Origin of the sequence: Neobacillus sp. NPDC058068 (assembly GCF_042885335.1) — a bacterium.
Lineage (GTDB): Bacteria > Bacillota > Bacilli > Bacillales > Cytobacillaceae > Neobacillus.
Genome location: NZ_JBHVSI010000014.1, coordinates 15,399 through 42,351, shown reverse-complemented (window position 1 = coordinate 42,351; position 26,953 = coordinate 15,399). Strand labels below are relative to the sequence as shown.

Sequence of the window (26,953 nt, the reverse complement as noted above, 5' to 3'; positions counted from 1 at the left end):
ATTGCATTAATAATACATGAAAAAACTTTTAGGGGGTAACTAATTTGAGAAAAAAATGGCCGAAAATGTTGTATTTGCTATTACTCAGTTTGATGGTTGTACTAGGGGGCTGTAATTTCAAGGAAAGCTCAACTGGAACAAAGAATGGAAAAGACGTAAAGAGTTCTAATGGAAAGCCCGAAAATGTACTCAATTTAAGCCTTGACAATGATATTCCTGATTTAAATCAAGTAAAAACGACAGATTCGATTTCTTTTTCTGTCTTAAATAATGTCATGGAAGGTTTATACAGATTAAATAAGGATAATGAACCGGAACCAGCGATGGCTAAAAGCGTTGATGTAACTGATGGTGGGCTAACCTATACCTTCCATCTTCGTGATAATGTGAAATGGAGCAATGGAGACTCAATAACCGCAAAGGACTTCCAATACTCTTGGTTAAGAGCGATGAATCCGGATACGGCGGGGTCGTATTCTTTTATTCTTGCGGACTATATTAAAGGCGGAGCAGCATTTACGGCTGGAGAGGCTAAGGCTGATACGGTCGGAATCGAAGTAAAAGATGATCAAACACTTGTTGTTCATCTAGAAAAACCAACACCATTCTTTGTAGGTTTGACTGCGTTTGTTACTTATTTTCCGTTAAATGAAAAATTTGTTACTGAAAAGGGCGACCAATTTGCTCTAAAGTATGACAACATTCTTTATAACGGTCCATATGTGTTAACTGATTACGATCAGGCAAAGGGAGTAGTTTTAGAGAAAAATCCTGAATATTGGGATAAGAAAAATGTGGCTGTTGAAAAAATCAACCTAAAAGTCATTAAAGAACAAAGTACCGCTTTAAATTTATATGAAGCTGGAGATCTTGATCGAGTAGTCCTTTCATCCGCAGATGTAAATTCATTTAAAGATAGTAAAGAGTTTGGAACTGAAACAGAATTTACCTCTTACTATATTCAATTCAACCTAGGAAAAGAGCCAATTTCTAACCCAAATATCCGAAAAGCACTTCAATTAGGATATGATCCCAAAGTGTTGACCGATGTTGTTTTAAATAATGGATCTGAGCCTGCTTATGGATTGATTGCTCCTAAAATGGCAGGAGTCGACGGAAAGACCTTCCGTGAACTTGGTGGTGATGTGATCAAGCCAAATAGTAAAAAGGCCAAGGAACTATGGGAACAAGGAGTAAAAGAATTGGGTAAAACTCCTGAAATTACCCTATTAACTGCTGATGATACGGTATCTAAAGATACTGGTACATTCCTTCAAAGCGAATACAAGAAGAATTTAGGGATTGATATTTCACTTGTCACAAAACCGTATAGTGGACGACTTCAAACGATGAGAGATAATGATTACCAAATGGTTGTTTCTAAGTGGGGCGCGGACTATAACGATTCAATGACTTATTTGGATTTATGGATGTCACCTTCGAAGCCATTCCGTGGAAATTATGGAAATACAAAATATGATGAACTGGTTAATACAGCCAAGAATGAGGCTGATGATAAAGTACGTATGGAAAAACTTGTTGAAGCTGAAAAAATCATGCTTAAAGATGATTCCGTTTTAGGCCCGCTTTACTACCAAGGATCGGCATTTTTACAAAAGCCTTATGTAAAGGGATTTGTCAATCATCCTTACGGTGCGCCTTTAGAGTTGAAATATACTAAAGTCAAATAACTAGTTTTGATGGGGAAGGGGTCTTCCTCTTCTCCTTATATCATAAAAAATGGTTCTAACCCCGCAAAAGTGGAGGTGTGAGAGGTTGAAAAAGTATTTTATTGTCAGATTATTGAATATCGTCATTACACTGTTTGTCATTGCTACTGTAACCTTCTTTTTAATGAAGCAGCTTCCTGGTTCTCCATTTGATGAAGAGAAGCTTGCTGATTTATCAGAGGAGCAAAGAACAGAGTTTTTTGCAAGATATGGATTAGATAAGCCGCTTACAACCCAATACGTGATATACATGGGGAATTTAATTCAAGGAGACTTGGGAACTTCCTTTTATTTTAAAGGCCAGGATGTGAAAGAGATCATAGCTGACCGAATTGGTCCATCAGCTCTTCTCGGAACACAAGCAGTCATTTTAGGTTTAACCATTGGACTCATTTTAGGAATTATCGCAGCCTTTAAACACAATTCAATATGGGATTTTACGACGATGTTTATTGCTGTTTTGGGGATATCGGTGCCTAACTTCGTCTTTGCCGCACTTTTGCAATATTATGTAGGATTAAAGCTTGGGCTCTTGCCTGTTGCATTTTGGGAATCCTATTCGAGTTCAATTATGCCAAGTATTGCTTTATCATTAATTGTTATTGCATTAATTGCCCGTTATACCAGAAATGAAATGCTTGAGGTACTTGGGCAGGACTATATGCTGACTGCAAAAGCCAAGGGTGTAAAACAGCTGAAAATTATTTACAAGCATGCAATCCGCAATGCTTTAATACCGGTAATTACCGTCTTAGGTCCAATTAGTGTAAGTCTTTTAACAGGATCGCTTGTTATTGAGAATATCTTTGGGGTTCCGGGAATTGGAAGTTTATTCGTGGATTCTATCAAAGTGAATGATTATACGACAATAATGGGTCTTACCCTCTTCTATAGTGCCTTTTTTGTTCTTACAATGCTGATCATTGACCTTCTTTATGGCCTTATTGATCCAAGAATTCGCATTAGCGGTGCAAAGGAGTGAGTAGGATGAAAAACACAGAAGCACTTACGACAGATGAATTTTCCGATGATTTGTTTGAAGTGGTTGGCAGAAAGGTAGAAGATAGTGAAAAAATTGAGCGGCCGACTTTATCCGCTTACAAAGATAGCTGGCTAAGACTTAAGAGGAATAAGGGTGCAGTTTTAAGTTTAATTACGTTACTAATTATTATCCTGTTAGCCATATTTGGTCCCTATATGAATGAGTTTAAATACTATCAGACAGATTATGGTGCATCCTATCAAGCACCAAGCCAAACACATTGGCTAGGGACGGATAAGTTTGGACGAGACCAATGGACTAGAATTTGGCAGGGAACAAGAATTTCTCTTTATATTGCCATCCTTGCAGCCTTGCTTGACTTAATCATCGGGGTAACAATTGGCGCAATTTCCGCTCTTTTAGGAGGTAAGGTCGATAATGCCTTGCAGCGATTAATTGAAGTTTTAGTAGGCATTCCTCATCTAATCGTTGTGATTTTATTAATCATGTTAATGAAACCAGGTATTATCACCATTACAGTCGCTATGGTTATTACCGGTTGGGTGAATATGGCGAGATTGGTCCGGGCCCAAATCTTTAAATTGAAGGAACAGGAATATATCTTAGCTGCCAAATCGCTTGGGTCCTCCAATACACGATTAATCTTACACCACTTAATCCCTAATACGATTGGGTTAATTGTTATTAATATGATGTTCACCATCCCATCTGCCATTTTCACAGAAGCTTTCCTTAGCTTTATTGGCCTGGGGCTGCAAGAGCCGCTTGCGTCCTTAGGGGTATTAATTAATGATGGTTTTCATGGGATGAGAAACCATTTTTATCTCCTTCTTTATCCGGCACTAGTCATTATTGGAATCATGGTTAGTTTTAATATTTTAGCGGATGGACTTAGAGATGCCTTAGATCCGAAAATGAGAAAATAATGATTATCATCGTAAGTTAAAAAACGTGAAAACTAAAAATCAATTTTATGGAGTGGAATATTTTATGGGAAAACCAGTAAAAGTTTACCGTGGAACGTATCTTGAAAGTACGCACGATATCCATGTCGCCGTAGTTAACGCACAAGGAGATCTGCTTTATTCATATGGGGATCCAGAACGCCAAACCTTCCCAAGGTCATCCATGAAGCCCTTTCAAGCAATTGCCGTTTTAGAAACAGGAGCGGCAGATGCCTATCATTTTGAGGAAGCAGATATTTCACTCATTTGTGCTTCACATAGTGGAGAACAAAGGCATCGGGACCGTGTAATGAACATAATCAACCATATTCATCTAGAAGAAAACAGTCTCCAATGTGGAACCCATATTCCAAGGGATATTGAAAGCTATAATGCATTAATTAAAGCGGGCGGCGAGCTAACACCTGTTTATAGTAACTGCTCGGGGAAACATTCGGGAATGTTAACGGCAGTAGTCCATATGAATGAGGATGTAAGTAGTTATCGAGAGTTGACGCACCCTCATCAACAGCGGATATTACATGCCATTGAGGATGTATGTCAATATCCGAAGGAGAAAATTGACATCAGCGTCGATGGTTGCGGTGTCCCTGTTCATCGACTGCCATTAAGGAATACTGCCTTAGGTTTTGCCCGCTTAGCAAATCCTAACGCTTGGGAGCAAAGCGAACGAGCGCAGGCACTCGAAAGAATTCGCAATGCGATGATGAAGCATCCAGAAATGGTAGGAGGAAAGGACCGATTTGATACTGATTTAATGGCTGCTTTCAATGGGAAAATTGTCGCAAAAGGCGGAGCAGAGGGTGTTCAATGTATTGGGGTAGTTGATTTAGGCCTCGGTATTACCATTAAGGCAGAGGATGGAAATGCGCGAGCAGTAAGCGTCGTTGCAATGGAAGTATTAAAGAAACTAAAGATTGGTGACGAATCCATTTATCAAATACTAGATCAATATGTAAATGCACCGGTACTAAACGCGAGAAATGACCGGATCGGACGAATTGAGGCCGATTTTGAGCTAGTTAAGCATCATAATGAAAAGTTTGACGGTGAAACGGTTACCAATTAATAAGTGGAGAAAAACCGGCTAGTTTCTGGAGTTTTTAATTAGGAGAGAGGAAGGGAAGACATTGTGGAGAAATTACTAGAAATCAACAACCTACATGTTTCTTTTCAAACGTATGCCGGTAAAGTTCAGGCAGTCAGAGGGGTTAATCTCTATTTAAAAAAGGGTGAAACGCTAGCAATTGTTGGGGAATCTGGTTCGGGCAAATCGGTCACATCGAAAAGCATCATGAAACTTTTACCTAACAAAACCGCTCAGATTGAAGAGGGGGAAATCCTTTTTGAAGGAAAAAATTTAGTGCACCTTTCTGAGAAAGAAATGGAAAAAATAAGAGGTTCCGAAATTTCGATGATCTTCCAGGACCCAATGACAGCCTTAAACCCAACGATGACAGTGGGAAAGCAAATCGCTGAAAGTATCATGACCCATCAAAAACTAAATAAGCAGCAAGCACAGCAACGGACAGTTGATTTATTGAAGCTTGTCGGGATACCGAATCCTGAACAGCGGGTAAACCAATATCCACATCAATTTTCGGGTGGTATGCGGCAAAGGGTTGTCATTGCGATTGCTCTTGCTTGTAATCCGAGAATGGTTATTGCTGATGAGCCGACAACAGCATTAGATGTAACTATTCAAGCGCAAATCTTAGATCTCATGAAAGATATTCAAAAGAAAATGGATACATCGATTATCATCATAACCCATGATCTTGGGGTGGTTGCCAACATTGCCGATCGAGTGGCCGTCATGTATGCCGGAAAGATTATTGAAACCGGGACAGTCGAAGAAGTATTTTATAACCCGCAGCATCCATATACATGGGGATTATTAGGTTCAATGCCTAATTTGGAAACAAAAGGGGAGCTTGCTGCTATACCAGGAACCCCTCCAGATTTACTCCATCCACCAACAGGGGATGCTTTTGCTGAAAGAAACGAACACGCATTAAAAATTGATTATCTTCGTGAACCACCCATGCATAAAATTTCAGAAACTCATTATGCGGCTACATGGCTGCTTCATGGAAAAGCACCAAAAATGGAGCGATCAGATTTTTTAAGAAAGAAAATAAAAGTGGTAGAAAGTCCGGCAAAGAAACAGAACGAAAAAGCACCCTTTCAGCAAGAACCATTAATGGAAATCAAAAATCTTAAAAAGTATTTTAAAACGGGTAAGAATGAAGTGCTGAAAGCAGTAGATAATGTTTCCTTTACGATTTATAAAGGGGAAACTCTAGGTCTAGTCGGGGAATCTGGATGTGGTAAATCGACAACAGGAAGAACTTTGATGAGATTGTATGACGTTACTGATGGAGAAGTATTATTTCAAAGGGAACAGGTTCACGGGAAAAAGAATCTTTCCCAGCTAAAACAATTTAACCGAAAAGTGCAAATGATTTTTCAAGACCCATATTCTTCGCTCAATCCTCGAAAAACAGTAGCGGATATTATTGCTGAAGGAATTGATATACATGGGTTGGCAGCAACTAAAGAAGAACGACAGAAAAAGGTATTCCGCCTGCTGGAAACAGTAGGATTGAATAAAAGCCATGCAAACAGGTATCCTCATGAATTTTCAGGAGGCCAACGGCAAAGAATTGGGATTGCCAGGGCGCTCGCTGTTGAGCCGGAATTTATCATCGCGGATGAACCGATTAGTGCCTTAGACGTATCCATCCAAGCACAGGTTGTTAATTTAATGAAAAAGCTTCAAAAGGAAAAAAATTTAACTTATTTATTTATTGCTCATGATCTTTCGATGGTCAAACATATAAGTGATCGTGTGGGTGTCATGTATCTTGGGGGAATAGTAGAGTTAGCTACCTCCGACGATTTATATGAGGAGCCTCTTCATCCATACACCCAAGCCTTGCTTTCAGCTGTCCCGGTCCCGGACCCTGATATTGAAAAGAAACGCAATCGTATTATTCTAAGTGGTGATCTTCCAAGTCCAAGTAACCCACCAAGTGGGTGCAGGTTTAGAACACGATGCCCCATGGCAACAGATACATGTGCCCAGGTAACACCAATTTGGAAAGAAGCGAAACCAAATCATTGGGTTGCTTGTCATTTGTTTTAAAAAAATCTAGTTCCATAATAACAAGATAAGTAAAAAAATACTGACGATAGAAGCCGTGGCGCGAATAAAAAAGGTGTCGTGGTTTTCCATTTATAATCAATCATTTAGTGATAGTTAGAAAAGATAAGTTTCGCTGTCCCCATAAAGCTTGTAATGAATCAAACGTTTGATTAGTAAAGCACATTTCCAACCCACATTTAATCAAACGTTTGATTAGTATATCCCATTTCAGGTTTGATTCAGAAAAATTCTCAATGGCTTACCGTAAATTTTTTCCGAATACTCCCAACAACTAAAAGCAGGATGGGGATTCCTACCATATTGATAGGTAATAAAAAATAAACCATATATGTTTTCATATAGCCGAAGGTGTAGGAATTATTTGGATAGAAAACGGCAAGTGCGAAGAAAAAAGGCGCCGTAATCCAAATCATTTTCCGCCAGTTTTTCACTTTGAATAATTGAGCCGTCCCGTAGCATACAAAAAAGAAGTAGAGCGATAATTTGATAAATACACTAAGGATCCAGACTAGGACGGCAATTATCTCTAAGTTTTGGATAAAATCCATTACCGAGATATAGCTGACTGTATCAAATACAGGATGGCGCAGTTTAGCTGTCAACTCGGGACCTAAAGTCATCAGTACCCATAAGGTAACGGTACTAATGAAACATGCGGCTGCAGTAATTCCCCATACAGCACTTTTTAGGCCTTTCTTTGGCTGATCCATGAACGAGATGAGCATTAACACCATCACGGACTCTCCTAAAAAAGCAAGAGGGATTAATGTCCCTTTCCAAATCCGCTGAATTCCTGTGTCTGAAAAAACAGGCAGTATTCGCAGAAGATCAACATTTTGTGCAGAAAGAATTAGTAAGGCAAATAATGATAAGAATATAATGGTTCCAAACACCTCGCTGCACCGTCCAATTCCTTCGATTCCCCCAATGGTAGTTACATAAATCATTAATAAAAGCATCGTTAAAATCAAAGCCCAAGGAGGAGTATAAGGAAGCAGAATGGTAATCGTGAAATCGGCAAATTCTCTTAAAATGTTACCGATAACAGCAAACCATTGAATTAGATAGACAATGATAACAATCGTGCCAACCCACTTACCTAATATAAGTTTACTGAACTCGATTAACGATTGTTTCGGAAAAAGAAGAGCAGTTTTGCAGGCGATAAAGACAATCGCGATCCCGAAAACACTAGCGGCCAAACAGGAAATCCATGCATCCTGTTTGGCCTCTTGAGCAGTTGGTCCAATGGTAAGCAGAAGCATATTTCCAGTTTCGAAAGAGAACATCAACCAAAAAAGTTGCATTCCAGACAGTTTCATTTTTTTATCTCACTTTCTTTAAACAATAAGGAAGGACCTGACATTCCGATTTGTTTAATCTTTAAGTCTACTTTTACTATAATTTCTGCCTCTGAAAACTTCTTGTCCCAGTCATTTTTTAGCGTTTTCCACTGACGCGGATGTTTTCGGTGAATGACCTCGCCCAAGCCAAAGATATCGAGCCCGTATTCCTTTTGCACCTTTGTTACCGTTTGCTGAACTTGCTTTTGCGTATATGTTTCAAAACTCTTTTGGAGATGTGAAAGATTCTTTGAATACTCAACATTTAATCCTGTATTACTTTCCGTCAAAGCACCTTCTCCAGTCAGATAAACTTTAATTCTTATTCGTTTGTCTTTGCTGAACGTTGGTTTGATTTTGCTGTCTATTTTCGTTAAAACTATACTTGCATTGCCCTCATTTTTGGGAATGCTGATCGTCAGTTTTTTTAGCAGTCCCATCACCCAAAGCAAATGTCTGTTTTCCTCCATATTTATACGACCAATCATTTTAAGGTTTTCGTCAAAAACGGCAGCCCCAGCAATCTTCAAGAGTGGAGGATTGGTAGAATTCTGTTGTCCCGAGTGTTTTCGTTCTTGTGACTGACTAATTTCAATTATGGGGATGGTTGGGCGAAATCCCGCACTGGTTGCAGCTAATAAAAAATTTAAATAAGCGGTATCACCTCGTCCTCCGCTTTGTTCGTGGTCTTTTAAAGCAGCAACAGCAGGATGGCTCTCTAGAGGATTAGCAAGATTTAGGGCATCCTTTGCGGTACTTCCCTTGACGACAAATATATCGGTTCGGAGGCTGACATCCGGGCTTCGATTATTTATGTCCATTTCCTCCTTTAACCCGCGTTTAGCGAATTCTTCCCCAAAGAATACAACACGGCGCTGGCCAAAAAAGGCTTCCCTTGGCAGTTTCGCCTGTAAATTTTGCAGGGCATCGCTGAAATCCTTTCCGCTTTCTGAAATGTTGAAAAAACCCTTCGTCATTGTTCCCCCGCCTCCACCTTGGGTTTGAATGTTGGAGGGGATGACAATCTGCCCGCTGATTTGAACACCGCCATTCTCCCCGAGATCCCATCCTGTTGCCAGCCAAATGGCCCGATCATTCAATTCTTTCCGGTCCCAGCATCCCGAGATAAACAGTAAGGAGAAGCAAAATCCAAAACAAAGAATTTGTCTTCCTTTCAATGGTCGTCCCTCCCTTGGTTTGGACTAGGCTTTTGTCCAGGCGGTATCCGCTGTTTATCTCTGCCAAAAATAAACGTTGGACGATTTTGGAAAGTCCATCTTGGTCCTCTGATCAAAACATCCTTCAAATCTCCTGGAATCAGCGGAGCTACTGGACTAAAATAGGGAACGCCGAAGGAGCGAAGATTAACAAGATGAATGGTCAGTGCAATAAAGCCAATCACTATCCCGTAGATTCCAAAAATACCGGCTAAAATCAGCATGGCAAATCGGATCATCCGCAGTGCCGTTCCGAGATTGTACCGAGGAATAGCAAATGAGGCAATTCCAGTTGTGGCCACGACAATGACCATTGGAGCAGAGACAATTCCTGCTTGGACTGCAGCCTGTCCGATAACAAGTGCCCCGACAATACTGACAGCTGACCCAACGGCTTTTGGGAGGCGAATCCCTGCTTCTCTTAAACCTTCAAACACAAACTCCATAATCAATGCTTCGATGATAGAAGGGAACGGGACCCCTTCACGAGCTGCCGAGACACTAATTAGCAGTGTCGTCGGAATGAGTCTCGGTTGATAAGTTGTAAGGGCAACGTAAATAGATGGCAAAAAAAGCGAAATAATGAACAAAATATAACGAATAAAGCGTATGAAGGAGGTATAGATAAACCGTTCATAGTAATCCTCAACTGACTGCAGCCCATTCCAGAATGTCATGGGAACAATGAGGGCAAACGGAGTGTTATCAACAATAATCGCTACTTTTCCCTCCAAAAGATTGGCGATGACAATGTCTGGCCTTTCAGTATTTTGAATTTGCGGAAATGGTGAATAGGGATTATCCTCAATAAACTCCTCGATATACTCCGATTCGAGTATCCCATCGATTTTGATGCGGCCAAGCCTGCTGCGGACCTCTTCCAAAAGGTTATCAGGAGCAATTCCCTCTATGTAGGCAATCTCTACACTTGTTTGCGATAATTCGCCAATGGTTAATGACTCAAGTTTGAGTCGGGAACTGAGAATCCTTCTCCTTAGCAGCGCGGTATTTGTTCGAATCGATTCATTAAATCCATCCCTTGGACCGCGAATAGTGACCTCTGTCGCCGGTTCCTCAACATTGCGTTGTTCTAAACCTTTGAAATCGGCGATTAACCCTGTTGTCTCCCCATTAACTAAAATACCGACATTGCCCTTTAAGACCCCATCAACTAGTTTGTCATAGTTTGAAACTTTATTAACAGGTGTGACTGCGAATAATTGCTGCTCAATTACTTGTCGGAGCGTATGAACCTCACCTAATCCAGTGGGAATTCCCTCAAACATCAGCGGTTTTAACAGTACATTCTCGAACATTCTCGTGTCAGTTAACCCATCTAAATAAAACAAAAGAATGTTAGTTTCACCATTTACAAATATAGGGCGAATAATAAAGTCAGAGCAGTTTTGAAAAATTGCCTTTAACATTTGTTCGTTTGTTGAGAGGATTGAACTCAGCGCTTCATTTTGGTAATTAGCAGGAAGTTGAGCAATTTTTTTATTTTTTCGCTTGCGGAACCGAAACATCATAAGGCCCCCTTATTTAACCTGTGTATATTTTTCCAATAAGGAGGGGGTATATACATTGATCCAGAAACGTTTTGTTGATTTCCAAATACTTTACAGAAAAAATTGAAAGGAAATATTGACTATGCTATAGTGAAATCAGATAGATGTGACCAAAAAACTAAATTAGTCAATAGGGATGGTGGATTGCATGGCACCTGATAGAAGAAAAATGATTGTTGCAGCGGCGACAAAATCCTTTTCGTTATTTGGCTATAAAGCAACGACAATGGATCAAGTTGCGAAGCTTGCGAATGTCGGAAAGGGAACCATTTATACCTTTTTCAAAAATAAAGAAGAATTGTTTGAGGAGATTATTTCTTCGTTGGTGAAGGAAATGATTGTCGAGGCGGACTTAGTCATCCAGTCGGAATTACCGTTTACTGAAAATGTCCATCGTGCCTTGTACCGATTATTAGAATTTCGCTCCCAGCACCAGCTTATGATTAAGCTTGTCCAAGAGGAAGCGGAAATGGGAACATTAGCGGTGTCGGAAATGCTCCAGCATGTGGAAAATGAGATTATCGCCTATTTAAGACAAAAAATTGAGACCGCCATTGCTAAAGGAGCCATTCCTGCAGCTAACACAGAAATTACCAGCTTTTTGCTTTTAAAAATGTATATCGCTCTTGTTTCAGACTGGGAAAGAAATCATGCCCCGTTGAGCTCGGAACAAATTGCTGAGATTATGAAGGTGTTTTTATTGCAAGGGCTTCCGAAGTGAAAAATAAACGAGGGGGCCTGATATAGTAGGCCCCAAAGGTCACTGTCTCTTACTTAAGTTTTCCTGTGCCATTTTGACAAGTTCGCGAACCATGCTGCCGCCAAGTCTGCCGCCGACTTTTCCAGCCTGTTCGGATGTGAGCTGTCCATTGTAGCCTTTTTTCAAGGGAACCCCCACCTCTTCGGCAGCTTCGAATTTGGCATGTTCCGGGCTCCCGGATTGAACGACTTTTGCTTTTAACTCATCCAAACCTCTCCGTGCTTCCGGTACAAGTATTTTATTTCTTCTCGCCACAAAAATCCCTCCTTTGTTAAAAAGATAATAATGTATAAATTTTGACTTTGAGAAATGTCCAGCTCCAGCGCCCTAGCGGCTAATGTCCTTCGCGCTCCGCCCTACGATAAGTCAACATCGGTTCGCTTGCGCTCACCGTGTTTCCTTTATCTCAGTTGGAGCGCTCCAGGCCATACGCCGCTGACCAGGGCGCTTGCGCCTTTCTAATAGGATTGCCTTAATAAAAAAATTCAATAGTGACTGGATTAATCCTTATCTTTCCAGTATAATAACTGATAATCAAGATGGAAAAATCAATGAAAAAGAGAGTAGTTATCTAGGATGTTTTAGCGAGTCGGGGGCGGTGTGAGCCTGATACAAATCAGATGATGAAGCGCACTTTTGAGATGCAAACCCGAAACCGAGTAGGGTACGCCGGAGAATGCTCCGTTACAAAGGGAAAGCTGGTTCTTTTTGAACAATTAGAGTGGTACCGCGGGATATTCAAACTCTCGTCTCTTTATATAGAGGCGGGGGTTTTTTGTATTTATAAAAATTAAGGAGGTCCTTAAAAATGGATTTTAAAAAGGAGCTTGCAGCCATCCTATTTGAGCTGCTTGATCAAGAAATTTCAGCAGCTGAATTAGAACAGCTGATTGAAAAGCCAAAAAACACATCGCACGGTGATTTAGCCTTTCCGTGCTTTACATTGGCAAAATTAAAACGGAAATCACCAAATATGATTGCCCAAGAACTAAGTGAAAAGATACAGTCAACCATTTTCGAACAAACTGAAGTGGTGGGAGCGTACCTAAATCTATTTTTAAATAAAAAGCTGGTTTCAGAAAAAGTTATTAGTGAAATTGTCGCACAAACAAACCATTTCGGTGCCCATGAATTCGGGGGCGGCGGCAATGTCACAATCGACATGTCGTCACCAAATATCGCCAAGCCTTTCTCAATGGGGCATTTGCGTTCAACCGTTATTGGAAATTCGTTGGCACTTATCGTTGAAAAGTGCGGTTATAAACCAATCAAAATTAATCATCTTGGTGACTGGGGTACGCAGTTCGGGAAGTTAATTACCGCCTATAAACTATGGGGTGATGTCGAAAAGGTAAAACAAAACCCGATTAAGGAGTTACTCGCACTTTATATTAAGTTCCATGATGTGGCAGAATCCGACCCATCACTTGAAGACCAAGGCCGGGGCTGGTTTAAAAGGCTCGAGGATGGCGACGAGGAAGCGTTAATGCTCTGGCAGTGGTTTCGTGACGAATCATTAAAGGAGTTTTCAAGAATATACGAGTTGATGAACGTCCAATTTGATTCGTATGCTGGCGAAGCTTTTTATAATGATAAAATGGACCGAGTTGTTCGTCTGCTTGAGGAACAGCAATTATTGGTAGAATCCGATCAAGCCCAGGTGGTTGAGCTGACTGAGGAGCAGCTGCCGCCCTGCCTGATTAAAAAATCAGACGGGGCGACACTTTATGCGACCCGTGATTTAGCTGCCGCTCTCTATCGCAAGGAAAATTACAACTTTGCTAAATCCTTATACGTCGTTGGCCATGAGCAAAGTCTTCATTTTAAACAGTTAATTGCCGTGTTAAGTAAAATGGGTTATACGTGGGCAGAGACCATGGTTCATGTTCCGTTTGGAATGATGTTAAAGGACGGCAAGAAAATGTCGACACGAAAAGGCAAAGTTGTGCTCCTCGAAGAGGTGTTAACAGAGTCGATTACGATGGCTAGACATAATATCGAAGAAAAAAATCCAAACCTGGAAAATAAAGATGAAGTGGCCAAACAAGTGGGTGTTGGAGCCGTTATTTTTCACGACTTAAAGAACAATCGGATGAACGATATTGAATTTTCCTTAGAGGAAATGCTTCGCTTTGAAGGTGAAACGGGTCCATATGTCCAATATACATTTGCCCGGGCCTGCTCTATTTTACGAAAAGGCAATTGGCAGGAGGATGTACCTCCCGTTGACTTCCATACTGCTTGGGAAAAAGAGTGGAAGGTAATAAGCATGCTGATCGAATTCCCAAATGCTATTCAACGTGCCTGTGCAAATCTTGACCCATCACAGGTGGCCAAATATGTAGTTGACCTTTCCCAAGCATTTAATAAATATTATACCCAAGTAAAAGTTCTTGAGGAAAGTGCGGAGCAGCCGGCGCGTTTAGCACTTGTTTACTGTGTTACAGTCGTCCTTAAAGAAGGGTTGCGGTTATTAGGCGTTGAAGCACCGGAAGAAATGTAAGTTCGTTTTGTTTCATAACTGGCTTAATATCGTATAAACTATAGCTAGGAAAATTAGAAAGGGGAGAGTTGAAATGAGTGAATTATTATTTAAGAGCTTTGAGTTAACGAGGAACTATTTCTTGAAAAATGTAGCTTCACTGGATGAAGGTCTTGTTGATGTACAGCCTGAGGGATTTAACAATACGATTCACTGGCACATTGGCCATGCATTAACTGTCACGGAACAATTTATGTTCGGTTTTCCCAAAAAATCAACCAATCTGCCAGCAAACTATATGGGGTTATTTGCGACTGGCACGAAACCGGCTGAGTGGAATGGTGACGTTCCATCGGTTCAGGAATTGTCAACGCAGCTTAAGGAGCAATTAAGTAGGATTAAAGAAATTCATGTAGAGAGTTTCAGTGAAAAGCTGAAAACGCCGTTCCTTGGTCAAGAAACCTTTGGTGAACTCGCAAATTTTGCGGTTTTCCATGAGTCGCTTCATCTAGGGCAAATTCAAGCCATGAAACGCGTGATAGAAAAGCCTCAAACGTAATAATAACAATCCAATGAAAGTTCGTTTCTACTAATCGTAGAGACGTTTTTTCATTTATCCGAACATATAGGAAGGAAGTTCTCTGCAAAAATGGATAAACAGATGATAAATGAAGGACCTAAGGAAAAGATTTGGACAAAGGATTTTGTGCTTATTGTATTCGCTAATTTTTTTATCTTTCTTGGCTTTCAGATGACACTGCCGACCATTCCCCTTTTTGTTGAACAATTGGGCGGAAATGATCAATTAATTGGCGTTGTTGTCGGAATCTTTACCTTCTCAGCCCTGCTTTTGCGCCCGATTGCAGGACATTCGCTTGAAACAAAGGGGAGAGGCTTTGTTTATTTAATTGGTTTAGCCATTTTTGTCCTATCTGTCGGGTCATTTGGGTTTCTGACAAGTATCACCCTCTTATTTGTCATGCGTGTGGTTCAAGGGGTGGGTTGGGGATTTTCCACGACGGCTTCGGGAACCATCGCTACCGATTTAATCCCTCCATCAAGAAGGGGCGAGGGAATGGGTTATTATGGCTTATCGGGGAATTTGGCACTCGCTTTCGGTCCTGCGCTCGGGCTTGCTTTAACAAACGGCAGCCTATCATTTCAATTTTTTTTCTTAATTTGTGCCGGTTTAGGAATAGTTGCTTTTCTGCTGTCTTCAAGAATAAGCTACAAAAAAGTGGAGCCACAATCGAAGAAAACAAATGCTAAGCTCGATTTATATGAAAAAAGTGCACTGAGACCATCCATGCTGATGTTCTTTTTGACGGTCACGTTTGGCGGAATTGCCTCCTTTCTGCCGTTATACACAGCAAAAGAACATATCGGAGGTATTCAATGGTACTTCCTTCTGTATGCTATAGCCTTAATGGTGACAAGAACATTTGCCGGTCAACTATATGACCGGAAGGGGCATCGGGCGGTTTATATCCCTGGAACTATGTTGATTTTGGCAGCGATGCTTTTGTTAGCCTGGCTTCCTAATAGCGCCATTCTTTATACAGCAGCTTGTCTGTATGGTCTTGGTTTTGGGACGGTACAGCCTGCCCTGCAGGCATGGTCGATAGAAAAAGCGCCATTAAATAGAAGAGGAATGGCAAATGCCACCTTCTTTTCCTTTTTTGATTTAGGAATTGGTACAGGAGCCATCGTGTTCGGCCAAATTGGCTACCTATTCAGCTACAGCAGTATTTATCTAGCGGCAGCGATATCCGTTTTTATTTCGATGTTACTTTATTTCTTTTTCTTATATAAGGATCGTTTAAAGATGGTCCAAGAGGAATAAGCAGCTATTGACCAAGCTGTTTTTTCTTTTTGTCCAGCTCCAGCGCCCTAGCGGCTACTGTCCTTCGCTCTCCGCCCTACGATAAGTCAACATCGAATCGCTACGCTCTTCGTGTTTCCTTTATCTCAGTTGGAGCGCTCCAGGCCATACGCCGCTGACCAGGGCGCTTGCGCTTTTCTAAGTTGGGCATAGAAAGAAGGATAAATTTGAAAAGTGGGGGAAACCTGAATATTGTTACTTTATCCGTTTGAATTGACAGCCATTCTATTGTAATTTTATAATCGAGTTTGTGTGTAGAAGTTCTGTCGATTTTTGTCGAATTATTTTGATAATTTCTCACTTCATTACTTAATTAATCTGACACCAGGAAAGGGAGAAAAAGATTTGAAATTTATTATTTTTTTAGCGGCGTTAGCGATTATTTTTTTACTCGCCTATATCGTCAGTTACAATAAAAAAGGGATTAAGTTTAAGCCGATCGTCATGATGATCATTTTGCAGCTAATTCTGGCATTTGTGTTACTAAATACCGAATTTGGTCTTTTAATCATTAAAGGGATATCGGGGTTGTTCGAATATCTTCTAACTTATGCGGCTGACGGAATTAATTTTGTATTTGGCGGGATAGCCAATAAGGGGGAAATGCCTTTCTTCCTAAATGTTCTAATGCCAATTGTGTTTATTTCCGTACTAATAGGGATCGCGCAGCACATCAAGGTGCTCCCAATCATCATACGTTATCTTGGTTTAATCTTGAGCAAGATAAATGGTCTGGGAAAGTTAGAATCCTATAATGCCGTCGCCTCGGCTGTTTTTGGACAATCAGAAGTGTTTATTTCAGTAAAAAAACTACTTCCTCATCTGCCGCAGCATCGGCTGTATACCTTGTGTACATCGGCAATGTCAACGGTTTCAGCTTCGATTTTAGGGGCCTATATGACAATGATTGACGCGAAATACGTCATAACGGCGCTGGTTTTAAACCTATTTGGCGGATTTATCATTGCCAATATCATTAACCCGTATGTAGTTAGTGAGGAAGAAGATATTTTTGATATCCAAGAAGAAAAACAAACATTTTTTGAAATGCTTGGTGAATATATATTAGATGGTTTTAAAGTGGCTATTATTGTTGGAGCAATGCTAATAGGTTTTGTTGCCTTAATTAGTTTTATTAACCATGTGTTTGCTGGAATTTTCGGGATTAGTTTCCAAGTAGCGCTAGGCTATTTGTTTGCACCGTTCGCCTTTATCGTCGGCGTGCCTGCATCCGATATAGTGGAGGCTGGGACAATCATGGCAACCAAATTGTTGTCTAATGAGTTTGTCGCGATGATCGATTTAGGCAAAGTCAGCCATTCTTTATCAAATAAAACAATCGGTATCGTCTCAGTATTCCTCGTTTCCTTTGCAAACTTCTCATCAATTGGGATTATTGCAGGGGCAGTCAAGGGCTTAAACGAGAAGAAAGGGAACGTTGTTGCAAGGTTTGGTCTTAAATTACTTTATGGAGCAACACTTGTTAGCTTATTAACAGCAGCTATCACCGGCCTGATGCTATAATCTTCTTATGATGCCTGGGGCATACGGAAATTTTCAAAAGTAGAAAACCACCGCGTTTAATCGGTGGTTTTCTTTGTTTTCTTTATAATAAAATAAATGACACCTAATATAACTGCCGCAATAATAGTTGGTAGTACATAAGGATGTGCTTTATCTTTAATATCGCCCCAGTTACTACCGAGGACTTTCCCTACATAAAGGAATATAATCGTCCACGGCAAAACAGCTGCCACCGTGTATAGAGTAAACCTTTTAGCTGACATTTTTGCAATTCCTGCTGGAATCGAAATCGCGTGTCTTACAACGGGAATGAAACGTGCGGAGAAAATAACTCCGGCGCCATATTTAGTAAACCATTGCTCCGCAAGGTCAATATGACTCTTTTTAATAAGTACGTATTTTCCGTATTTCTCCAAAAAAGGTCTGCCGCCGTAATATCCGGCCCAATATAAAAAAAGCTGGGCAATCGTACCGCCGATGGTTCCGGCAATAACTGCTCCGACAAAATTCAAATGTCCTTGCGAGATCATATAGCCGCCATAGCCTAAAACAATTTCACTTGGGATGATCTCAATCATTAATCCTATGGCAATACCGAAATATCCTAAATGGGATAAGAATTCCAATATATTATTTATAAATTCTGTCATGGTTCACCTTCGCTAATGTTTTATTTATAACTTTATCTAGTTTATCATAAAGCAGCGTAAAACCCCTAACTTCATGTATGGTTTTTACGCTGCTTTTTTTATCTTTTGAAATGGGCAAATACTTTGTATTCTATCAATCTATTTGACATAATAAGAACATAGGTTCCTTTTGGAGGAGGTGAAAAGAATGTATAGCGCCTATAAAATACAAATCCATTCAGAACATGAACTATTCGAATATTGTGATTCTCTCTGCTTCAAAGCGAAAAATTTGTATAATATTACGAATTACTACGTTCGACAGGTATATACAGCTCTGAAGGCAGAAAAGAAAAATGAAAATCAACTACAAGCTCTGATGGATATCGAAACACATTTACCGATAATGAATGAAATTCGACAGAAACACTATGAAAAGGAAATGGAAAAGCCTAAGAAAGTAGATAAAAAGGGCAAAGAACTGGAACCGAAGCTAAAACTCTTTAAAATGCCAACCAAAGATCAATCATTCATTGGGTATAGTTTTGTAGAGGCCTTATTTAAAGTCATGAAGCAGATTGATTACACTTCCATGCCCTCACAGTCTAATCAACAAACGATGAAAAAAGTATTTGATGATTGGAAGAGTTATTTCGAAGCGTCAAAAAAATACAAAATCAATCCAAGCTGCTTTTCGGGTAAACCAAAGATTCCTAAATATAAATCAAAAACAGACAGAACAACGTGTTATTTAACGAATCAAATCACAGAAATCAAGGAAGGGAATGTTCTCAAGTTACCTGGAACCAGCCTTAAACTGAAATTAGGAAAGGTAGCCCTTTCAGAAGGAAAGCTGCAACAGGTTCAGATCGTACCTTCCTATGGTCGTTATGTTGTGGAAATCGTTTTCAAAGCTGAACTGCAAGAAAAGGCGATTGTAAGAACAGCAGAACAAAACAATCAATTTATTTTTGAGCCGAAAAAAGTAATGGGTATTGATTTAGGAGTAGATAACCTGGCAACTATCGTCGATAACACGGGGCTTAAACCTCTGCTTATCAAGGGCACATGGTTAAAATCCATTAATCAATACTATAATAAATTACGAGCCAATTACATGAGTATCATTCGAAACGGAAAGAGTCCCAAAGAAGGCGTATTTACGACGAACCGTTTGGTTGCATTGGACCGAAAAAGAAACAATCGAGTGATGGATTTCTTACACAAGGCAAGTGCTAGAGTAGTGTTTATTGCCATAGAAAGAGAAATCGACACCATCATTATCGGGAAAAATTCGGGGTGGAAATTAGACGTAAACATGAGAAAATCAACAAAACAAACCTTCATCCAAATCCCCTACACGACATTTATTGACATGATTCGTTACAAAGCCGAACGCAAAGGAATTCAGGTCATTACCCGCGAAGAAAGCTACACATCCAAGTCTTGTTTTTTAACAAAGGATCCGATTCCGACATTTGGTGAAGAACACCAAACAACTTTTAGCGGACAGCGAGTGAAAAGAGCTTTTTATAAAATCACAGGGTCAAACATTCAAATACACGCTGACGTAAATGGGGCGTTCAATATTATTCGGAAACATGTTGGCGATGCCTTTGAAGGACTTGATAGAAAACACTTCCTTCAATCTCCTAAGAAGATCATCATCGTGAAAAGTAAGAAAAAAGCAAAACGGAAGAAAAAAGCAAAGCTGAAGGTTTCGGCCTGATGTATTAGCGGGACCTGTGGTAGCCCACGTAAAGACAATGCGGCTTTTAAGCCTATTCTTTCGAAACCCCTAGCTTTAGCTATGGGGATACTCATAACAGTTTGTCTCATAAAGAAATAAATATGGTGCCTTTCCTTCGAATATACCTAAATAATGAAAAACAGCGGAACGCATTACTCATGCCTATTGACTTAACGAATTTTCTGAAGAAAACAAATAGGTTTTATGATGGTAACGAATGCTGTATATAAGACCCATGGCAAACATATTTCCCATCAGCGAGCTGCCGCCATAGCTGATAAACGGCAGTGGTATCCCCGTGATTGGCAGCACTTGAATCGTCATACCGATATTTTGAAAGACGTGAAAGGTGATCACGCTAATTATGCCTGTACAAACATAGGTATTAAACGGATCCTTGGTGTCCAATGAGGTCTTGATTAAATGATAGATGAGCAGAAAGAAGAGCCCAACTACAATACTGCCGCCGACAAAGCCATACTCTTCGCCAATAACGCTGAAGATAAAGTCGGTATGAGCCTCCGGAATATACACCTCGCGATTGCCGAAACCTTTGCCGGTTATGAGTCCTGAGCCAATAGCCCTCATTGATTTCAGCAAGTGATAGCTTGAATCGGTTGCATAATTCTCTGGGTCAAGCCAGGCGTAAATTCGGTTAAATTGATAGGTTTGTACGTGGAGGTATTTTACAAGAAATTCAGGCTTAATTAAAACAAGATAGAAAATAAGCGCAGCGAGCGACGCACCTGCACTGTAAATAGGGATAATGATTTTCCACGAAATCCCGGAAATAAAGATAAGCCCTGTTAAAATTGATAAAATGACAAGCCCTGTCCCAAGGTCGGGCTGGAGCATGATTAATCCTAGCGGCACAGCCGTTGTAATCCCTAATTTTAATAGTAAAAGAAAATCAGTCTTCAGTGATTTTTCAAGATGCTTTTCTTGGTGGGATGTAATGACACGGCTTAGGGCTAAAATTAAAAAGGTTTTGACGAATTCCGAAGGCTGAATCTGCCCGATTCCTTTAATGACAAACCAGCTTTTCGCTCCGTTTCTGATAGGTGCGATTGATTCCGGGGCAGCATAAACGGCAATAAGTAAAATGAGACCGAAACCATATAAATACCAAGAAAGCCGCTTATATTGATAGCCATCGATAAAGATGGCAACGGATATAATAGCGGCCCCTAAACAATACCAAAAAATTTGCATGACTAAAAAGTTCTTCCCGCCATACTGTCCCGAGGCTTGGGCGCTATAAATGGCCGCACAGCTAACAAGGAAAAAAAGAAATAATAATAATGTTAACGTCCAATCAAAGCGATCTGCTTTTTTCATTTGTTTGTCCATTAGCTACACCCATTTTTCTATGATCATTCCCTTCTAGCCTAGCAAATAAAGAGTTTGCTCACAATAGCCTATTCAGGGAAAATATTACAGCCATCTATAGAACATGACGATTCTTACCAGTAAATGTTTCAACTTTATTTTGCCGAAAAATAGGTTACGTTAAATGCTTTAAAAACATCGTTGCAATCCCGAAATAGGTGAGCAAGGAAAAGATATCGTTTAAGGTGGTAATCAGCGGTCCAGACGCCACTGCCGGGTCAATCTTGAGGCGGTAAAGAATAAGCGGAATAATCGTTCCAGCAAGTGTCCCGATAATGAGCGTGAAGAAAAGTGAACAGCCAACAACAGCGCCTAATATCAGATTGCCCTGCCAAATATAAGCGATAATCGAAATTAGGATTGCACATGTCACCCCGATGGTTATTCCCACGCCGAGTTCCCGCATCACTAAACGGGTAACGACACCTTTATCAATATCGTGCGAAATAAGCCCGCGTACAACGACCGCAAGCGATTGTGTACCTGTATTCCCGGTCATTCCGGCAATCATCGGCATAAAAAAGGCGAGGGCAACGACCTGCTGGAGCGTATCCTCAAAGCTGGAGATGATTCTTCCTGAAATAAGCCCAATGAATAATAGTAAAATCAGCCAAGGAAGCCGTCTGGCTGCAGCAACGAGCGTTTTCGTTTCAAAGTCAATCGATTTACCTGATGCCGATAGCTTTTCAATATCTTCATTTGCTTCCTTGATTACTATATCGATGATGTCATCGACCGTGACAATCCCGACAAGGACATTGTCCGCATCAACCACGGGGATCGCTAAGAAATCATACCGTTCTGCCATTTGTGCGACAACCTCTTGGTCAGCCGTTACTGGAACGGAAATAACCCGTTCATACATAATCGTGCGGATCTTTTCTTCCGGCTCCGCTAGCAATAAATCCCGATAAGAAACAACGCCAACCAGCTTTCGCGCTTCATCAGTAACATATAAATAGTTAATCGATTCAGCAAATTCAGCAAAGACTTTAAACTTATCGACTGCTTCTCTAACGGAGAAATAATCGCGAATCCAGACAAAGCGGTTGGTCATGATTCTACCCGCTGTTTCCGGTGGATAATTCATAATTCCTTTAACGGCATTGGACTCTTCTGTCTTCATCCCCGAGAGAAGGGAATCCTTTTTTTCGGGAGACAGCTCATTTAATAATAGCGCTAAGTCATCATTATCCATTAAATCGAGGACCTTACTGGATTTTTCAATGCCGAGCTTGTTTAATAAATCGAGCTGTTCTTCCTTATCAAGCTCTTCCATCAGGTCAGCAAGGACGTCAAATTTCAAAAATAATAAGAATCTCCCTTTATGTTTCTCGGGTAAGTCCTGATAGATCTTGGCGACATCATAGGGATGAAGCTCTTCAATTACAGCTTCAAATTCTGCCTTTTTGTTTTCTTTTAGCGTTTTAATGATATATAGGGTGATTTCATCTTGCGTCATATCTTTGATCATGCTTGGACGCGCTCCTTTCCCATGGTGCGGTTTATAAAAATAGGCTGTGTTAAAGCACATTGTTGATTGTGAGTACAATGTTGATTGGAGTGGAAGGCGCGAGACTCCTGCGGGAGCAGCGGGACAGGTGAGACCCCGCAGGCGCTTTAGCGCCGAGGAGGCTCACCGCCCGCCCCGCGGAAAGCGAAGCGCCTGGAACGGAAATCAACATTCACTTTTAACAAAGCTTAAAAAATAAAAAAATCCGAATAATAGTTTATAGAACCTTAAAGATAGTATATGTAATAACAGGAAGAAAATCGAATTCTTGACATTGTTAACGATTGGAAAGAGCAAAGTCATGATGTTAATCTAAAAATATTATTTGTAAAAGAATTGAAATAAGCAATTTATCCTATTATTTGATAAAATGAGGAAGTATTGACAAAACCATTTGGCAGTTTCTTGGAAATTGTCTTTTTATCATCATTTAACCCAAGTTTGATCGGAGGAGTTTGGCTTTGAAAAAGCATCATCAAGACATACGGGATCTCATCTATGTCCATTTAAATCAATCAGATCAGTATGTATTGTCCTACGGTATCGAATTCGGTGAATTTGCTGCTGCTTTTTCAGGTTCATTAAATCAATTGCTTTTATTAAAGCATCGCTTTGATGACGCTGATTTTAATATGCATACCCAACTCGAATATTGTCCGGAAGAAAGAATTAACAAATTAGCACAAGAAGATGTATATGGATACGGAAATTTCTGCTGGATAGATTTTCTTGAGGAAGAAGTTTTAAATGAACTTTCTGACCAAGAAATGGCTGAATTACTGTTTCTAGGGCATCACAAGAAGCATTTAAAATTGCCTTTTTATAATAAATTGGGCAATCGTTTTGTTTACTTGGCACAAGATGATGGCTGGTTAAATAAAATCTATTACCGAAGCTTTAAGGATTTTTTCCATTTACTAAGTGGAGTAATTGCCGGCAAGCTTGGGGAGCTAAAGCTGGAAAAAACAATCCTTGGGATTAGGAAAAAACGTGATTATCCCCAAGTGAATAAGGAAATTCTCCTGTCGTTAACACCCTTCATCAAAGAAGGTATTTGCATTTCTCTAAGGGACGCGGACCATCAACGCGCACGAATTGAAATTCCCATTTGGGTGATGGGCGATTTCGCGAATATGGATGATATGTACGAGGAATACGAACAAATCTCCAATAAACCCTGCCATGCGAAAATTATCTTTGATAAAAAAACAAAGGAATGGAAGTTAACTGTCATTTAAATCTCCCCTTATTGGGGAGGTTTTTTGTAGTTAACCAAGTAGTGGATGTCATAAATTACTGTATAGAAAAAACATTGCTGCATTTCCTTTCTTATTTAATAAAGTGTTAAAATAATAACGTGAATGAGAATATGGAGGTTTTGGTATGAAAACAAAACTAGGTTTATTATACGGAGGAAAATCTGCCGAGCATAAAGTGTCACTGCAGACAGCCCTTGCTGTAATTCGAGCATTGGATCTTGAAAAGTTTGAAATTCATCCTATTTACATAAATGTTGAAGGCCGGTGGATTAAAGGACCAGAGCTTAGCGGGCCGGTAGAAAATGTTAATGCGCTTGAGTTTTCTTCTGACAATCAATTATCGCCTTTATCTTTGGCACCAGCACTATTCCACGGAGAAAAACAAGTGGAAGCACCGCTTGATGTCATTTTCCCGTTATTGCACGGACCAAACGGGGAAGATGGGACAGTACAAGGATTATTAGAATTACTAAACGTGCCGTACGTGGGGAACGGGGTGCTTGCTTCAGCCGCCGGAATGGATAAAGTAATGATGAAAAATGTCTTTGCGCAAGCCGGGCTCGCACAAGTAAACTACGTTGCCTTTATCAAAAGTGAATGGGAGCACTCAAAAGAAGAGGCGTACTTTAAGGTCGAGGCAGAGCTCGGTTTTCCTTGTTTTGTGAAGCCGGCAAATCTTGGCTCGAGTGTTGGTATTAGCAAATGTACGAATCGGGCTGAACTAGAAACGGCTTTCGTGGAAGCATTTCAATTTGACCGTAAAGTTATTATTGAAGAGGGTGTTGTTGCTCGTGAAATCGAGGTTGGCATCCTAGGGAATGACTATCCGGAATGCTCCGTTCCAGGTGAAATTGTTCCGAAAACGGATTTCTATGACTATAAAGCCAAATATGAGGATGGCGATACGGCCTTAATTATTCCTGCTGACATTAAAGAGGAAGAATACGAGCAGATAAAAGAAATGGCAATTCAAGCGTTTAAAGCATTGGATTGCTCAGGTCTCGTTCGTGCGGATTTCTTTTTAACGAAGGACGGAAAGGCGTTAATCAACGAGGTGAATACAATGCCGGGCTTTACCCCATTTAGCATGTTCCCGCTTTTGTGGAAGCATACCGGGTTGGAGTACCCGCAATTAATTGAGCGTCTCGTCAATCTTGCCAAAGAAAGACATGAAGAAAAGCAACAGATAAAATATACTTTTTAAAAACATTCGGAGACACGGTTGATTGCCGTGTCCGTTTATATTTGCCGATAGGAAAGTATAACTTTCCTATCAGGCATAAGTGCAACTACGCCTCATGAACCGCCCTAACGGGCGCGCCAATCGGCGAGTTTACTTTAAAAAAAGGAGGGTATCAAATGATTAATCGTTCTTTGAAGCAGATTGCGGAAATGGTTTCCGCTGCAAATGATATCAGTCCGTTTGCTGATGTTATGATTGAGGGGGTTACGATTGATTCCCGCAAAATAGCAACAGGGAACTTGTTTGTTCCTTTTAAAGGGGAGAATGCGGACGGTCATAAATATGTCGAGGAAGCCATCCGTAAGGGTGCAGCCGCAGCCCTTTGGCAAAAGGATGTTCCGAACCCGCCGGCCGATTTGCCGATTCTCGTGGTTGATGACTGCCTGGTTGCCTTGCAGGAACTTGCACGGAAATATCGGAAACAATTACCTGTTAAAGTAGTCGGGATTACGGGAAGCAATGGGAAAACAACGACGAAGGATATGACTGCCAGTCTTTTATCCATCCAATACAAGGTGCAAAAAACGGAAGGGAATTATAATAACCATATTGGACTTCCGTTAACTGTCTTGGGTTTAAGCGAGGATACAGAAATTGCTGTCTTGGAGATGGGGATGAGCGGCAGGGGCGAAATTGAGTTCTTGACAAAACTTGCCTGTCCTGATGCCGTCGTCATCACGAATATTGGTGAGTCCCATCTGCTTGATCTTGGTTCACGGGAAGGAATTGCGGAAGCAAAGCTTGAAATCTTAGAAGGACTGCAAAATGGTGGACTGGCTGTTCTAAATGGTGATGAGCCGCTGCTAATGGAGCGGATTCAACAAATTAAAGGCAATGTCCGGGTTCAAACTTTTGGCAGAAAGGAAACCAATCATATCTACCCGACAGAAATAACGCAAATGGAACAAGGGAATCGCTTCAAAATTAACCGTTCAGAAGTTGTCTTCGAGCTCCCTGTTCTAGGAACCCACAATATTTTAAATGCACTGGCATCCATGGAGATTGCACAGTATTTTTCAATTCCATTTGAAAAAATAAATGCGGGTTTAGCAGGCATCCAGCTGACAAATATGCGGATGGAGCTTGTCGAGGGACGGCGCGGGGAAAAGATTATCAATGATGCCTATAACGCTAGTCCGACTTCCGTGATGGCAGCAATCGAATTAGTGGCCAACATCCAGGGGTATGAGCGAAAAATTCTTGTGCTTGGTGACATGCTCGAGCTTGGACCACAAGAGGAACAATACCATTTTCAAATAGGTGAAGGCTTAGATGCCGATAAAATTGATTATCTGTTCACTTTTGGGACATTGGGAAAAGACATTGCCAAAGGAGCAAGCAAGGTTTTAGGAGAACAACGAGTGTTTGCTTATACAAACAAGGAAGAACTGATTCAAAAGTTAGAACAGTATGTCGATGAAGCGACATTAGTTTTGGTGAAAGCTTCACGGGGTATGAAATTAGAAGAAATCGTAATGGCACTGCAAAACAAATAAAAAAATCGGGAGTAATTGGCAGGTGGAGCAA

General features: G+C 40.5%; 21 protein-coding genes and 1 other annotated feature. Of the genes, 14 read left to right on the top strand and 7 right to left on the bottom strand.

Annotated features, from left to right (window positions below; genetic code table 11):
• Positions 1–44: 44 nt before the first annotated feature.
• The 5 genes from ACFVSW_RS17050 (at position 45) to ACFVSW_RS17030 (ending at position 6,846) form a co-directional block, all read left to right on the top strand.
• Positions 45–1,691, top strand: coding sequence for a peptide ABC transporter substrate-binding protein (locus ACFVSW_RS17050; RefSeq protein ID WP_387317849.1), 1,647 nt, complete (start codon positions 45–47; stop codon positions 1,689–1,691).
• Between the two features lie 85 nt (positions 1,692–1,776).
• Positions 1,777–2,712, top strand: coding sequence for an ABC transporter permease (locus tag ACFVSW_RS17045; RefSeq protein ID WP_387317848.1), 936 nt, complete (start codon positions 1,777–1,779; stop codon positions 2,710–2,712).
• A gap of 5 nt (positions 2,713–2,717) precedes the next feature.
• A complete protein-coding gene (locus tag ACFVSW_RS17040) occupies positions 2,718–3,659 on the top strand; it encodes an ABC transporter permease (protein ID WP_387317847.1) in 942 nt (313 codons plus the stop codon).
• A gap of 64 nt (positions 3,660–3,723) precedes the next feature.
• Positions 3,724–4,767, top strand: a complete 1,044-nt coding sequence (locus ACFVSW_RS17035) for an asparaginase (RefSeq protein WP_387317846.1) — start codon at positions 3,724–3,726, stop codon at positions 4,765–4,767.
• Positions 4,768–4,830: 63 nt separating this feature from the next.
• Positions 4,831–6,846: an ABC transporter ATP-binding protein gene (locus ACFVSW_RS17030; protein ID WP_387317845.1), complete on the top strand. Its 2,016-nt coding sequence runs from the start codon at positions 4,831–4,833 to the stop codon at positions 6,844–6,846.
• Between the two features lie 251 nt (positions 6,847–7,097).
• On the opposite strand, the gene ACFVSW_RS17025 is transcribed toward ACFVSW_RS17030, so the two are convergent.
• From ACFVSW_RS17025 to ACFVSW_RS17015, 3 genes are read right to left on the bottom strand one after another with little or no spacing between them, the layout of a single operon-like run.
• Complete coding sequence (locus ACFVSW_RS17025) at positions 7,098–8,189, bottom strand: GerAB/ArcD/ProY family transporter (RefSeq protein ID WP_387317844.1); 1,092 nt, start codon at positions 8,187–8,189, stop codon at positions 7,098–7,100.
• A complete protein-coding gene (locus tag ACFVSW_RS17020) occupies positions 8,186–9,388 on the bottom strand; it encodes a Ger(x)C family spore germination protein (protein ID WP_387317843.1) in 1,203 nt (400 codons plus the stop codon). The genes ACFVSW_RS17025 and ACFVSW_RS17020 overlap by 4 nt, the downstream gene beginning before the upstream one ends.
• Positions 9,385–10,956: a spore germination protein gene (locus ACFVSW_RS17015; protein WP_387317842.1), complete on the bottom strand. Its 1,572-nt coding sequence runs from the start codon at positions 10,954–10,956 to the stop codon at positions 9,385–9,387. Before ACFVSW_RS17015 ends, ACFVSW_RS17020 begins: the two co-directional genes overlap by 4 nt.
• Positions 10,957–11,143: 187 nt before the next feature.
• Between ACFVSW_RS17015 and ACFVSW_RS17010 the strand changes: the two genes are divergently transcribed.
• On the top strand, positions 11,144–11,716 hold the full coding sequence (locus tag ACFVSW_RS17010) for a TetR/AcrR family transcriptional regulator (protein ID WP_387317841.1): 573 nt from the start codon (positions 11,144–11,146) through the stop codon (positions 11,714–11,716).
• A 39-nt stretch (positions 11,717–11,755) separates the two neighbouring features.
• Here the strand turns inward: ACFVSW_RS17010 and ACFVSW_RS17005 are convergent, their stop codons facing one another.
• A complete protein-coding gene (locus ACFVSW_RS17005; RefSeq protein WP_024028896.1) occupies positions 11,756–12,010 on the bottom strand; it encodes an alpha/beta-type small acid-soluble spore protein in 255 nt (84 codons plus the stop codon).
• Positions 12,011–12,297: 287 nt separating this feature from the next.
• Positions 12,298–12,512: a binding site (T-box leader), on the top strand.
• Positions 12,513–12,563: 51 nt separating this feature from the next.
• On the opposite strand from ACFVSW_RS17005, the gene argS reads away from it, so the two are divergent.
• The 4 genes from argS (at position 12,564) to ACFVSW_RS16985 (ending at position 17,643) form a co-directional block, all read left to right on the top strand.
• Positions 12,564–14,258, top strand: a complete 1,695-nt coding sequence (gene argS, locus ACFVSW_RS17000) for an arginine--tRNA ligase (protein WP_387317840.1) — start codon at positions 12,564–12,566, stop codon at positions 14,256–14,258.
• Between the two features lie 73 nt (positions 14,259–14,331).
• The gene (locus ACFVSW_RS16995) at positions 14,332–14,796 is read left to right on the top strand and encodes a DinB family protein (protein WP_387317839.1); all 465 of its coding nucleotides are present in this window, start codon (positions 14,332–14,334) and stop codon (positions 14,794–14,796) included.
• Between the two features lie 90 nt (positions 14,797–14,886).
• Positions 14,887–16,080, top strand: a complete 1,194-nt coding sequence (locus ACFVSW_RS16990) for an MFS transporter (protein ID WP_387317838.1) — start codon at positions 14,887–14,889, stop codon at positions 16,078–16,080.
• Between the two features lie 384 nt (positions 16,081–16,464).
• Positions 16,465–17,643 carry a NupC/NupG family nucleoside CNT transporter gene (locus ACFVSW_RS16985; protein WP_387317837.1) on the top strand — a complete coding sequence of 393 codons (1,179 nt, stop codon included), beginning with the start codon at positions 16,465–16,467 and terminating at the stop codon, positions 17,641–17,643.
• A 56-nt stretch (positions 17,644–17,699) separates the two neighbouring features.
• Here ACFVSW_RS16985 and uptA read toward each other — a convergent pair whose 3' ends face one another.
• Positions 17,700–18,293 (bottom strand): undecaprenyl phosphate transporter UptA, encoded by a 594-nt coding sequence (gene uptA / locus ACFVSW_RS16980; protein ID WP_387317836.1) that lies wholly within the window; start codon positions 18,291–18,293, stop codon positions 17,700–17,702.
• 187 nt (positions 18,294–18,480) lie between these two features.
• Between uptA and ACFVSW_RS16975 the strand changes: the two genes are divergently transcribed.
• Positions 18,481–20,001 carry an RNA-guided endonuclease InsQ/TnpB family protein gene (locus ACFVSW_RS16975; protein WP_387317835.1) on the top strand — a complete coding sequence of 507 codons (1,521 nt, stop codon included), beginning with the start codon at positions 18,481–18,483 and terminating at the stop codon, positions 19,999–20,001.
• Positions 20,002–20,184: 183 nt separating this feature from the next.
• On the opposite strand, the gene ACFVSW_RS16970 is transcribed toward ACFVSW_RS16975, so the two are convergent.
• Both ACFVSW_RS16970 and mgtE read right to left on the bottom strand, forming a co-directional pair.
• Positions 20,185–21,372, bottom strand: a complete 1,188-nt coding sequence (locus tag ACFVSW_RS16970) for an FtsW/RodA/SpoVE family cell cycle protein (RefSeq protein WP_387317834.1) — start codon at positions 21,370–21,372, stop codon at positions 20,185–20,187.
• A 154-nt stretch (positions 21,373–21,526) separates the two neighbouring features.
• Positions 21,527–22,885: a magnesium transporter gene (gene mgtE, locus ACFVSW_RS16965; RefSeq protein WP_387317833.1), complete on the bottom strand. Its 1,359-nt coding sequence runs from the start codon at positions 22,883–22,885 to the stop codon at positions 21,527–21,529.
• A gap of 500 nt (positions 22,886–23,385) precedes the next feature.
• Between mgtE and ACFVSW_RS16960 the strand changes: the two genes are divergently transcribed.
• The 3 genes from ACFVSW_RS16960 to ACFVSW_RS16950 all read left to right on the top strand — a co-directional run bounded on the left by ACFVSW_RS16960 (position 23,386) and on the right by ACFVSW_RS16950 (position 26,922).
• Positions 23,386–24,162 carry a hypothetical protein gene (locus tag ACFVSW_RS16960; protein WP_387317832.1) on the top strand — a complete coding sequence of 259 codons (777 nt, stop codon included), beginning with the start codon at positions 23,386–23,388 and terminating at the stop codon, positions 24,160–24,162.
• A 145-nt stretch (positions 24,163–24,307) separates the two neighbouring features.
• Positions 24,308–25,387, top strand: coding sequence for a D-alanine--D-alanine ligase (locus ACFVSW_RS16955; RefSeq protein ID WP_387317831.1), 1,080 nt, complete (start codon positions 24,308–24,310; stop codon positions 25,385–25,387).
• Positions 25,388–25,542: 155 nt separating this feature from the next.
• The gene (locus ACFVSW_RS16950; RefSeq protein WP_387317830.1) at positions 25,543–26,922 is read left to right on the top strand and encodes a UDP-N-acetylmuramoyl-tripeptide--D-alanyl-D-alanine ligase; all 1,380 of its coding nucleotides are present in this window, start codon (positions 25,543–25,545) and stop codon (positions 26,920–26,922) included.
• The last annotated feature ends 31 nt before the right edge of the window (positions 26,923–26,953 follow it).